Here is an 11,544-nt window from a genome sequence, read left to right as displayed (position 1 = left end):
TTCGATCTCCTATCCATCGCTTCGACAATTCCATCCGTCGCTCTGATTTCTATCCATCACTTGAGCTCTTCTTTCCGTCACCTTGCCCTTTCTATCCGTCACTCTCGCCTTTCTATCCGTCTCTTTGCCAATTCTATCCGTCGCCCTGACTTCTATCAGTCACTTTGGTGGGGCTATCCACGAATTTGGCTGCTCTATCCACGCTTTTGGCTGTTGTATCCACGACTTTGGTTGTTCTATCCACGCTTTTGGCGAGGCTATCCACGATTTTGGCTGTTCTATCCACGAATTTGGCGGGGCTATCCACGCTTTTGGCTGCTCTATCCACGACTTTGACTGCTCTATCCACGACTCTGACTGTTCCATCCGCCACTCCGATTCCTATCCGTCACTTTGAACTCAAAAAAATAAGCGCAGATTTCAAATAATATGAAATCTGCGCTTATTTTCTAGTTTGTTCCGCCGTAAATAATCGTTACATTTGCATGGTTTAATAATTGACTTGCTGGGAAATCTTCTGTCACGATACCACTTTTTAATTTTTCGATGGCCTCTAGTTTTTTTTCACCAAATGCAATTAATACGATTTCCTTAGCATTCATAATAGATTGAATGCCCATTGTAATAGCATGTGTTGGTACATCTTTAAAGTCATCAAAATAAATTGCATTTTCATTGCGTGTAGATTCAGTTAACTCTACAATATTAGTTAGTGAATCAAAAGGTGTTCCTGGCTCGTTAAAGCCAATATGTCCGTTAACGCCGATGCCTAAGAGCTGTAAATCAATTCCTCCTGCTTCCTTGATTCGAGCATCATATGCCTCACACTCAGCAGCCAAATCCTCTACCTTACCATTTGGTAAATGTATATTTTCTTTCTTAATATCTACATGCTTGAATAAATTCTCATGCATAAATGTCCAATAACTTGCTGGACTTGATTGATCGATGCCAACATATTCGTCTAAGTTAAAAGTAATAACGTCGCTAAAAGAAATAGTTCCAGCTTGTTGTCGTTTCACTAATTCTTTATACATCCCTACAGGAGAACCACCAGTTGCTAATCCTAAAATACTTGCCGGCTTTACTTGTAATTGCTTAGTAAAAATATCCGCTGCGACTTCGCTCATTTCATCGTAAGAATTTACTTCTATCCACTTCATTTTAGTTGTCATAGTCATATTTATACCTACCTTACAATATTTATTATTAACTAAATTGGGAAATAGTTCTCTAAATAGTAGCTAATATCTCAATCTTACTAGTTATCCATCTAATTTTCTATTATTTTCTTCATCAATTATACCTCGGCATAATTGCGTCCGCCGCTTTCATCTCACCACCTATTGAGGTAGGAGACTTCTGTAACTGTCGTTTCACTTACGTTACAAAAAACATCTGTAACTGCCGTTTCACTTACGTTACAAAAAACATCCGCCGAAAGAAGTTAAATATTATACGTGTATTCCCAAGCCATTTCGGTTATGTTATTTAATAAGGGAGTGAGGCGATATAATGAATTCACAAATACAGCAATATTTGAAATATATTCTTTTTCAAGGGCCTTTAACTGAGCCGTCTATTAAACTACTTGGACAATTACAAACAAGTCATTTATACATCATCCCGTATGAAAACTTGGATGTTGCCTTGAAACAAGACATCTCCTTCTCGATTCCTGATATTTTTCAAAAAATAATTGTTCGCAAACGTGGAGGCAATTGCTTTGAACTAAATATTTTATTTAGTTGGCTACTTCGCGAGCTCGGCTTTTCAGTGACCAATCGCTATGCACAGTTTTGGCGCAATTTTGAAGAAGATGCTCCTGCCGAAGATGTACCTATGCATCAGCTATTGCTTGTCAATTTCGCTGGCCAATCATATATTTCCGATGTTGGCGTAGGCGCACTAGCTCCGTGTAAGCCAGTTCCACTTATAGCTGGGCATCACCACCGTGAAGGCAATGAACTTTATAAAATTGAACGTGATGATGCGAACGGCTGGATGCTGTACGAACAAACAAAACATAATTGGCGTTTACTTTATAGTTTTTTTGATGACGCTAACGATGCAAAGTTTGCTCCAAGGCTTTCTAAACAACAAAATAAAATTGCGATGATTCGTACCCCTCGCGGTAGACATACAATGCTTAACAACGAATTCCGAATATATGAAGGACAATCCCTAACAACCTATAAAACACATAACGAAAAAGAATGGCTACAAGCACTTCAGCGTTTTTTTCATATCTCATTAGACTAGATGCTTCGGTACTTATACATTCACGACAAAAGCAAGCCTCCTCATTAATCGGAGACTTGCTTTTCCTTTGGCTAACATTTCATTTATTTGGCTGTACGCTCGAGCAACTCATAAACAACAACATCATTGTAGAGCTCCTTAACTAAACCAATACCATCGACAAAGTAATATGTTGAAACTCCATCACTGTTTACGGACTTTTCTTCTAGAACAATTACATTATTATAATCGATACCACCTGCTCGGACAGTGCCATCTGTTGCTTTAACAGTAAGACGGACTCCTGAAATTATCCCACCATCATCCTCATGTTGAATCACGCCAATTCTTAGCGGTAATTCGAAGGCTAAATCGTAAAATAAATCATAATCACGTGCAACTCCTTGACCAAAAACATCACCATCGCTAAATAAAAGCTCACTATTAAATACTTTATTAGAATTCAAATCGCTTATTGCCCACACATCATTCTTATCGTCATAATGACTATACTTATATTTTAATGTATAGTGTTTTTTGTCTTTCAACGAATAATGCGAATACGTGTAGTCATACGCTTTATCTTTTAATAGATTCGGATTCGATAGCGTTAATGCACGAGCTAAAAATGCTGAAAAATGAGCTCGTGTTAAAGGTAAATTGGGCTTAAATGAACCATCATCATATCCTCTTGTTATATTGTTACTAGAAATTGCTGAGATTTCCTTATAGCCTCTTGTCTTAGCTGAAACATCTGTAAAATAGCTTGTCTCAGATCCTTTTAATTTAAATGCTCTTTGCAGCACAATCGCCATGTCCCCTCTTGAAAGAGGTGCATTCGGGTTAAATTTCTGTGCCGAATCGAAAATGCCGGTATTTTGTACTGCTGCAATTTCTTTATAATAGGGATGTGTAGTAGGTACATCCTGATACTTTGGATCTTTGACATTCGTCGTTTGCAATCCTAAAGCACGTGTTAGCATAACAGCTACCTGTGCTCTAGTTACATATGTATTCGGTTTAAACAGGTTATTAGGATAGCCATTAATAATTCCTTTTTCAACTAAGTAATCGATTTCCGTTATCAATGTGTTATCCTTGGACACATCTTTGAAGCTCGCTGCCTGTACACCTTCCATCGGTATTAACCAAACAGCTAATAATAGTGCACATACTATTTTCAACATCTTTTTCATGTCTTTCCCTCTCTTTCTCCATTATTCATAATATACTTTTTTAGGTATTATTTCCAATACAATTATTAACAAAAACAGCCTCCACAATCATTCGCAGAGACCTTGTTAATCAGTACGATTATTTATTTTGAATTAAGCCGAAGCCAAGCCCAGTTGGATCTACCATATAGGCAAGATAAAACTCATCGAACTCCATTTTGTCACGAACAACGATGGCACCATTTTGTTTAGCTTTAGAAATAGCGTCATCGATAAAATCAACTTCAATTTGAATACGTGTTCCAAAAGGATAGTCATGTGGCCCCTTTGCAATACCACCGTTAATCCCTGATTTATTATCATCCCCAGTTGTTACAGCCCAATATTCCCAATGAGGTGCAGCTACCTCCCAACCAAAAACCTTGGCATAAAACTCAGCTGCTTTTTCAGGCTCCTGACTATTTAATTCAAACCCTATTACTCTCCCCATGTAATTCCCCTCCTGATTTTTGAAACATAATTTATAGTTCAACAATTTAATGGATATTTCCTCCATTAGTTTCATCACCATAACGTGGGGTTGATTTCCGTTCCGACTGGGCTCTTTCGATGAGCCGCTTCAATGACATTAAAAATGTATATAAGGAATTATTCAATAATTCCGGTATAGCTATGTATTGTGAAGTAATGATAGACGAATGGAAAAACATTATGGATATCAATTTATGGGGCGTTATGTATGGTACACAAGTTAGCTATCAAATCATGAAAGTACAAGGTTTTGGACATATCATCAATACTTCATCAGCGGCGGGGCTAGGGCCATCTCCTATATCAACGGCATGCTCAACTACAAAGCATGTTGTTGTGGGCCTAACGATATCATTACACTATGAAGCTGAGGAATTTGGCATCAAAGTAAGCACACTATGTCTGGCTATTGTTGATACTCCTATTTTTGATAAATCGGCGATGTCCAAGCAATTGAAAAGATAAAAAATGATGTCTCCGCAGCAATTAGCAAAAATCACTATTGCAGACGTACACAAAAATAAGCCTATTATTTGTCCAATGCCAATGCGTAAGACAATGGATGTCGTCTTCACCATCTTCCCTTCTTTACACAGGGCATTAATGAGAATGGTCTGCAAAGTAAGCCGAAAAGCTCGATTAACATAAATATTTAAAATAAATGCATTTTTCTAAGGTGGTAAAAAACCGCTATGCTTTTCTGCCGACAAGGCACGAGCCGCATCAGGGCCAAAAATAGGATGTTGGATACGAAGGCATATGTCTCCTTCGCTACAATTCACACTTCATCGAAAATACAATTCACAGGAGTCTCGCGGTTTTTTACCTTTATATTAAAGATAACTAAAACACCAAAAGACAGTTAGCGATCTTCTTCATTCTTCTTATAAATACCTAATAGTAATGTAATAAGACCTATAACAAAAATCAAAGGAGATAAAAACATCATAATCGATGCTGCACAACCGTTTCTAATCAGCATTCCATACGTTGCACCAATTAAATAAGATAAGAATGGTGCAAATGCAATCATTGTAATGATACCCCAAACTATATATCTTCCTTTCTCCGACCTTCCTTCACTTAATTGGAATGCCGCTATTAAACCTACTAATACAATTATTAATGCAATGACAAACGCCATAAAATCACCCCCTCTTTTCTTCTACAATATGCTTCATTAGTTGAGTGATTTGGTAACTTAACACTAGGCTTTTAAAAAAAATACATAATTGCACCTAATCATTAACCTAATACAGTTGTTTAAGATCCTCACCAAAAAATGAAGTGAAGGATGGGCGACTCATTAAGGATCAACAGCTGTCAGGAAAGTACCCGATCGGAGCGGAAATGGACTCCAAGTTACAGAGATGAGCCTGTTTAATCAAAAAAATACCACAACCATCAAAGGCTGTGGTTGTGGCTTTCTGATTTAAAGGGCATCTTGTAAAATGACACCATCGCTCATTTTAATAATACGATCTGTATAAGCAAGCATCTCTTCATCGTGTGTTACCATTAAAGTAGTAATGTTTAATGTTTTAGTTAAATCTCTAATTAATAACATAACCTCTTTTGATCTTTTTGAATCTAAACTTGCCGTTGGTTCATCTGCGAACAGAACTTTCGGTTTATGAATAATTGCCCGGGCAATGGCAACACGTTGCTTCTCCCCACCTGATAATGAAGAAGGATAAGAATTTTTACGATGGTCCATCCCTACTAATTTTAGTATGCGATCAACTTCATTTTTTTGTTCAGACTTCTTCAACTTAGATTCAGAAACATCAAGCATTAGCAGTAATTGTTCCTCAACTGTAAGGAAAGGTACAAGGTGCGCAAACTGAAAGACAAAGCCAAATTTACTTGCTCGTACTTTTCGAACTTCTTCAGAGCTCATTGAAGTTAAATTGTTATCTTCAAATATAACTTGCCCATCTGATGCAGGCTGAAGTCCCGCAGCTATTGTTAGAAGCGTACTTTTACCAGAGCCAGATGCACCTACCAATGCTATGATTTCTCCTTCTTTTAGAGAAAGGTTTATTCCTTTTAATATTTCTTCTTTTACTTCGCCATTAGTAAACGTTTTTCTAACCTCATCAATTGTAAATAAAGTCATATTAAGCCTCTCCTTGCTGTATCGCTTGTAATGGTTCAATCTTTCTAATTTGTAGTCCTGAAATTGTAGCCCCAATAAATCCAATAATTAGGAATACTACCGATAATTGCGTCGTTGTCGCGACTGTTAAAGAGAAAGGCATCCCTTGTGGCGCTACCATATTGAATGCTTGGCTAAAGGTTACAGACAAAATAAGTGAAATAACTGTAATGATGGCCATCTGTGTCCATATCAATTGGAATAACTTACTTGTTTTTAAACCAATAGCTTTTAAAATTCCGTATAAGCCAATTTTTTGAACGTTCATCATATAGAAGAAGATAGCAAACAGCATTCCACTAATGACTACTAAAAACCAAACAATCATATTTAAAGACATTTGCTCTGCATTATAACTTGGAATTGTATTAAGAAACTCTTTATTCGAAAATGATTCTAATCCAGCAAATTCTTTTGAAGAATCTCCGCCTGGTACGAACATCATTTGCATTTCATCAACACGATAAATTTCTTTATAATCCTGTTCATTAATATAGGCAACAGGTGCATGGCTATATTTCTTTTGGTCGACAAATCCTTTTACTACAAACTTGCCGCTAAATTGATTATTCGTTAATGTATCTCCGACTTTAATTCCTTTATCTTTCATTGAGCTGTCTAATACGACTTCATTATGCTTCACATTTTCAAATAAATCTGACTCGGTAGATGTAACAAAGGCAACACTTTGCTGCTTATTGTCCTTATCATTTAAAAAGCCCATTTGTAATGAAAAAGCTACTGCATCTTTTTCTTTACTCAATATATCATTTTGTGTACTGTTATCTATTTTTGACAGATTATAAGTTTGATCTGCATCCTTATCCATATAAAATTGACCTTGTGGTAAATCCTTAATTAGAGCGGCATTATCTTGTGACAATCCATTCGCTAAACCAGAAATAATAAAAGTTAAAAAACTAACTAGAAAAACAATCGAACCTAATATTAAAAATCTTACTTTATTCTTCTTAATTTCTTTCCACGCAAGATTCATCGTTAACTCCTCCATTCCTTTTTACATCCTTATCATAAAATCCTTAAATGAACGGAAGATGAACTAATTATTAAAAATGAAATGTTTTTAACAAAAAAGCCCGTAAACCTTTTCTTTTTTAGGTTTACGGGCTGATTGTAATATTACTCATTATGATAGTAGACTTTCGACAGATCTAATGACCATCTAAACGAATAACTGACTTTTTATGATATTTCGGAGTTTCCTCTAACTTTGATTCGTACAAAATCACTTCTTCCACTAGAAATTTTGGAAGTTGAAAATTTTCTTCCATCAATGCCTCGAATCGAAATTTTCCGAATGCTTCATCCCATTTTCTCGCAACAGTTATATGTGCTGTAAAAGGCTTCTTATCTAACTCAAATCCAACTTTCATACAATCACGGTATACTATGTCTCTCACAAAATTTAATTGCTGTGATTCAAGCAGATCCACCCATAAAATTCTTGGATATTCTCTTCTTCCGAAAGTATTGAATCCTTGAATTTTTAATTCGAACGGAGAAACATTCATCAGATTTTTCCTCGTTTCATCCACTACAACCTGTAATTGCTCTTCATCCGCGTGACCTAAAAAAGCCAACGTAATGTGATAATCCTCCTGATGAACCCATCGTTTAAAATGAAAATCTGTTGTCATTTTTTCACATCTCTCATGAAGAGCTGCTTTAATATCTGAAGGAAGTGGAACTGCAATAAAAAAGTGTCTGTTCATAATTATACCCTCACTATTCATCGTAAATGCTACTTAACAGGTATTATGCCTTTTCCTACAATTATCAACCAGTACTAACCACGCTAATACGAAGGCTACCCAGATAAAAAGAAAACATTCCTTCCATTTAAATAACCTACTTTGCTTTTTAGCAGAAACTTTAAAATAACACTATTCAAAATTTGAATTAATTTAGCCATTTTATCGTCCCCTACAAAAAATTCCTGCTTACCTGAATCTATCTATTTACCAAATTATTAGTTCGAAAATTCAGTAATTTAAATTGATTTCTATCTATTTTTTCTTATTAAATAACGCCTAGTTGCTTCAAGAACTAAAACTATAAATGGTATCAATACCATTTAATACATCGCTTTCATCACAAAATAGTAACAGTTGTCATAACACTCAACTCCTATTTTTTGTTTTACTCGCTTGTACTCAGTTCTTCCAATTGCTCTGAATATCTGAGCCGTAGACTTATAAATACTAAGACCAATGCAATGATCGTTAGGAAAACTCCAAGCAACCGAAATCCTGTAAAGTTGAACTCATCTCCCATAATGATGCCTGTCAACAGTGTAGATAAAATTGTTCCCAAGTATCTCGAGGTATTAAACAGGCCAGATGCTACACCAGCAATTTCTTTTGGAGAGCTTTTAAACAAAGCCGCCTGCATTCCAACAGCGTTTAGCCCGTTGCTAAAACCGAAAGCAGCTAATGCCAGACACACACTGATGATCGGTGAATTTTGCGTCCATGTTACGATCCACACTGAACCCACTACCATCAGTAATGAGGATACGATCAATGCAGGTCGGGGTCCCGATTTACCGACCCATTTTCCGGCTATTGGTGAAGCTACAATCGAGCTCAAGCCCAATGTTAACATAATAATACCTGTCTGGAATTCGCTGACATGACGCACCATTTGCAGGTATGAAGGAATCCCGAAAAAGAGTGCATAATAAAGCAAGTTAACGAGCATGTATTGTATATTGACCCAAGTCATCGCCGGATATTTGGCGAAGGTGCGCAAAGGAATAAAGGGCGACACCGTTTTTAACTCATGTCGTACGAAAATCCCCAACGCAACGAGACCGATTATCCCAACAACGATATTCCACATAGAGAAATGCCCGGATGATTTCGCTGACAGCAAGCCAACTAGAAGGGCAATCAGTCCCACCGCAAAGAGCAGAATTCCTGGCACATCAATCACAGCCAGTAATTTTCGAAGCGACATGTCACGTGAAACCGATGTTGCAGGTCCATCGTCAGGAATCATTTTCCAAGCTAAAAGAAAGCTCGCCACTACAAACGGAATATTGACAATGAAGATCGCAGGCCAATCCCACCATTGAATAAGTACTCCTCCGGCAAACGGTCCTATAGCTGCCGCACCTGATAGGAAAATCGATAAACCTGCCAACGCATCTGCTTGCTTTTCTGTAATATGAATGCGTACAATTGCTGTTCCAACTGCAATCAGCATACTAGTTCCGATAGATTGCACGATTCGGGATACAATAAGCCATCCAAAATTCGGAGAAAATGGAGCCAGAATAGAAGAAACCAAGGATACAACAAGACCAGCCAGAAATATCTTCCTCCGACCGAATAAATCACTAGCCTTCCCCATTACAGGTTGGGCGATAGCACTAGCAATATAAAAAGAAAATACAATCCAAGAAACTGCGGTAAAATCAATACTATACACATGTTGCAATCTAGCAATAGCAACAGATATCATCGATGAATTTAAAGGGTTTAATAATATTCCTAGTCCAACGGCTATCATTAACCACCTACTACGAGAATTCATTTTTTTATCCTCCCTTATATTTGTTACATTGATATCTTACTTGAAATCCTACATTCATTCCAACGCATTTTAAGTTATGATATCATTGATCAAAAGGAATGATTGGAGAGAAAAAAATGGAACTTCTTCAACTACAATATTTTCTAGCAGTAGCTCGATTAGAGCATGTAACCGAAGCTGCACGAAGTCTCCACGTTACGCAATCGTCGCTAAGCAAAACGATTCAACGCCTGGAAGAAGATTTGGGGGTACCTTTATTTGATCGAACAGGGCGGAAACTGCGATTGAATGAGTTTGGCAACAAATTCCTTCGTCGCGTGGAAAGGGCTTTGTTTGAGTTGGAACAGGGGAAGCAGGAGATTAGCGATTGGTCCAGCGCAGAATTTGGCACACTCAAGCTAGCGGTAACTACCGCAAGCACATTGCCCCAGATTCTGCGAAAGTTTCGTAAAAAACGACCTAATATCCAATTTCATGTGCAAATGCTGACCACATTGGAAATGGTCACTCTTTTACATCGAGGTGAAGTCGATTTTTGCTTGTCGTCCCCTCCCATCCAAGGGGAAGACATTGAATGTCAAGTTGTCTTCATTGATCCCATTCTTGTAGCTGTTCCTATTGGGCATCGGCTAGCAGACCGAAGTAGCGTAACTTTGACAGAACTAAAGGATGAATGCTTTATCGGTGTGAAGAGAGGCTACGGCACTCGCGATTTAGTAGACTCTGTATGTAAATCGGCTGGATTTGACCTTAAATATGTATATGAGGGCGATGAACCTACACGGCTCATCAATCTTGTAGAAGCTGAAATTGGACTTGCCTTCATACCAAGCACAGCAAAGATGTCATGGGAAAAGATTAAATATTTGCAAGTTGAGAATCACGAACTTGTACGTGATATCGCTTTATTATGGCATAAGAGTCGATACATGACACAAGCTTCTTTGGAATTCCGCGAGGTCGTTCTGGACTATTTTGAGACAATATCGAACCAGTCCAATTAATCTTACGGTATGGATCATACTGATTCGATTTGGTTATGGAACATCCTACTATTAAATGGAGTATTATAACTTCTAACGAATAACGTGCATATAGCATGTTTATTCGTTAGAAGTTTTTTCTGTCCTGAAAGATCTAACATTATTTAAGATAGGATAAGTTTTTGAAAAATAAAAAGAGTAGCCTTCACCACTCTTTTAAACATTTAGAAAAATACCTAATAATTTATCGTCATTGTCACTATTGATGCTGTTTTAGTTATAACACTTTCTAAGTACCAATTCATGGACCAAGTGTTGGTGGATTTTTAAGATAAAACCCTAGTGGATAGAAAATATAGAAGCAGTATTTTAGTCCTTTTCCTTTCTTTTTGTAATACAGTAATATTAGCGCGACAAATGCTTTTTCTGTGCGAAAGCGAAGCGGCAGCTACAAATGTTTTTTCTGTGCGAAAGCGAAGCGTCAGCAACAAATGTTTTTTCTGTGCGAAAGCGAAGCGGCAGCAACAAATGTTTTTTCTGCACGAAAGCGAAGCGGCAGCGACAAATGTTTTCTGTAGTGAAAGCAAAGCGGCAGCAACAAATGCTTTTTCTGTGCGAAAGCGAAGCGGCAGCAACAAATGCTTTTTCTGTGCGAAAGCGAAGCGGCAGCAACAAATGCTTTTTCTGTGCGAAAGCGAAGCGGCAGCAACAAATGCTTTTTCTGTGCGAAAGCGAAGCGGCAGCAACAAATGCTTTTTCTGTGCGAAAGCGAAGCGGCAGCAACAAATGCTTTTTCTGTGCGAAAGCGAAGCGGCAGCAACAAATGCTTTTTCTGTGCGAAAGCGAAGCGGCAGCAACAAATGCTTTTTCTGTGCGAAAGCGAAGCGTCAGCAACAAA

The 11,544-nt window shown here is 37.5% G+C and carries 12 protein-coding genes and 1 pseudogene; 5 read left to right on the top strand and 8 right to left on the bottom strand.

What is annotated here, in order from left to right; all coding sequences use genetic code 11:
• Nucleotides 1–336 (top strand): hypothetical protein (locus QRN68_RS25595; RefSeq protein ID WP_285400172.1); only part of this gene is annotated, 336 nt, incomplete at its 5' end.
• 113 nt (nucleotides 337–449) lie between these two features.
• Here the strand turns inward: QRN68_RS25595 and nagB are convergent.
• Nucleotides 450–1,163 (bottom strand): glucosamine-6-phosphate deaminase, encoded by a 714-nt coding sequence (gene nagB, locus QRN68_RS25590; RefSeq protein ID WP_285400174.1) that lies wholly within the window; start codon nucleotides 1,161–1,163, stop codon nucleotides 450–452.
• A gap of 352 nt (nucleotides 1,164–1,515) precedes the next feature.
• Between nagB and QRN68_RS25585 the strand changes: the two genes are divergently transcribed.
• On the top strand, nucleotides 1,516–2,262 hold the full coding sequence (locus QRN68_RS25585; protein WP_285400171.1) for an arylamine N-acetyltransferase family protein: 747 nt from the start codon (nucleotides 1,516–1,518) through the stop codon (nucleotides 2,260–2,262).
• An 83-nt stretch (nucleotides 2,263–2,345) separates the two neighbouring features.
• Here the strand turns inward: QRN68_RS25585 and QRN68_RS25580 are convergent, their stop codons facing one another.
• Both QRN68_RS25580 and QRN68_RS25575 read right to left on the bottom strand, forming a co-directional pair.
• The gene (locus tag QRN68_RS25580) at nucleotides 2,346–3,437 is read right to left on the bottom strand and encodes an S-layer homology domain-containing protein (RefSeq protein ID WP_285400170.1); all 1,092 of its coding nucleotides are present in this window, start codon (nucleotides 3,435–3,437) and stop codon (nucleotides 2,346–2,348) included.
• Between the two features lie 118 nt (nucleotides 3,438–3,555).
• The gene (locus QRN68_RS25575; protein ID WP_285400168.1) at nucleotides 3,556–3,906 is read right to left on the bottom strand and encodes a VOC family protein; all 351 of its coding nucleotides are present in this window, start codon (nucleotides 3,904–3,906) and stop codon (nucleotides 3,556–3,558) included.
• 158 nt (nucleotides 3,907–4,064) lie between these two features.
• On the opposite strand from QRN68_RS25575, the pseudogene QRN68_RS25570 reads away from it, so the two are divergent.
• Nucleotides 4,065–4,595: pseudogene (locus QRN68_RS25570) on the top strand (SDR family NAD(P)-dependent oxidoreductase); the annotation flags it as partial.
• A 214-nt stretch (nucleotides 4,596–4,809) separates the two neighbouring features.
• Here QRN68_RS25570 and QRN68_RS25565 read toward each other — a convergent pair.
• The 5 genes from QRN68_RS25565 to QRN68_RS25545 all read right to left on the bottom strand — a co-directional run bounded on the left by QRN68_RS25565 (nucleotide 4,810) and on the right by QRN68_RS25545 (nucleotide 9,663).
• On the bottom strand, nucleotides 4,810–5,091 hold the full coding sequence (locus QRN68_RS25565; RefSeq protein ID WP_285400167.1) for a hypothetical protein: 282 nt from the start codon (nucleotides 5,089–5,091) through the stop codon (nucleotides 4,810–4,812).
• Nucleotides 5,092–5,379: 288 nt separating this feature from the next.
• The gene (locus QRN68_RS25560; RefSeq protein ID WP_053485720.1) at nucleotides 5,380–6,066 is read right to left on the bottom strand and encodes an ABC transporter ATP-binding protein; all 687 of its coding nucleotides are present in this window, start codon (nucleotides 6,064–6,066) and stop codon (nucleotides 5,380–5,382) included.
• A 1-nt stretch (nucleotide 6,067) separates the two neighbouring features.
• The gene (locus tag QRN68_RS25555; protein ID WP_285400166.1) at nucleotides 6,068–7,102 is read right to left on the bottom strand and encodes an ABC transporter permease; all 1,035 of its coding nucleotides are present in this window, start codon (nucleotides 7,100–7,102) and stop codon (nucleotides 6,068–6,070) included.
• A gap of 175 nt (nucleotides 7,103–7,277) precedes the next feature.
• The gene (gene thpR, locus QRN68_RS25550) at nucleotides 7,278–7,838 is read right to left on the bottom strand and encodes an RNA 2',3'-cyclic phosphodiesterase (protein WP_285400165.1); all 561 of its coding nucleotides are present in this window, start codon (nucleotides 7,836–7,838) and stop codon (nucleotides 7,278–7,280) included.
• A 427-nt stretch (nucleotides 7,839–8,265) separates the two neighbouring features.
• The gene (locus tag QRN68_RS25545) at nucleotides 8,266–9,663 is read right to left on the bottom strand and encodes an MFS transporter (protein ID WP_285400163.1); all 1,398 of its coding nucleotides are present in this window, start codon (nucleotides 9,661–9,663) and stop codon (nucleotides 8,266–8,268) included.
• A 116-nt stretch (nucleotides 9,664–9,779) separates the two neighbouring features.
• On the opposite strand from QRN68_RS25545, the gene QRN68_RS25540 reads away from it, so the two are divergent.
• The gene (locus QRN68_RS25540; RefSeq protein WP_285400162.1) at nucleotides 9,780–10,667 is read left to right on the top strand and encodes a LysR family transcriptional regulator; all 888 of its coding nucleotides are present in this window, start codon (nucleotides 9,780–9,782) and stop codon (nucleotides 10,665–10,667) included.
• A 433-nt stretch (nucleotides 10,668–11,100) separates the two neighbouring features.
• On the top strand, nucleotides 11,101–11,544 hold a 444-nt coding region (locus tag QRN68_RS25535; protein ID WP_285400161.1), incomplete at its 3' end, for a hypothetical protein.

It is taken from the genome of Lysinibacillus sp. fls2-241-R2A-57 (assembly GCF_030209535.1).
In the GTDB taxonomy this organism is placed as follows: domain Bacteria; phylum Bacillota; class Bacilli; order Bacillales_A; family Planococcaceae; genus Lysinibacillus.
The sequence above is the reverse complement of the archived record's forward strand: the minus strand, read 5'-3'. Positions and strand labels throughout refer to the sequence as shown.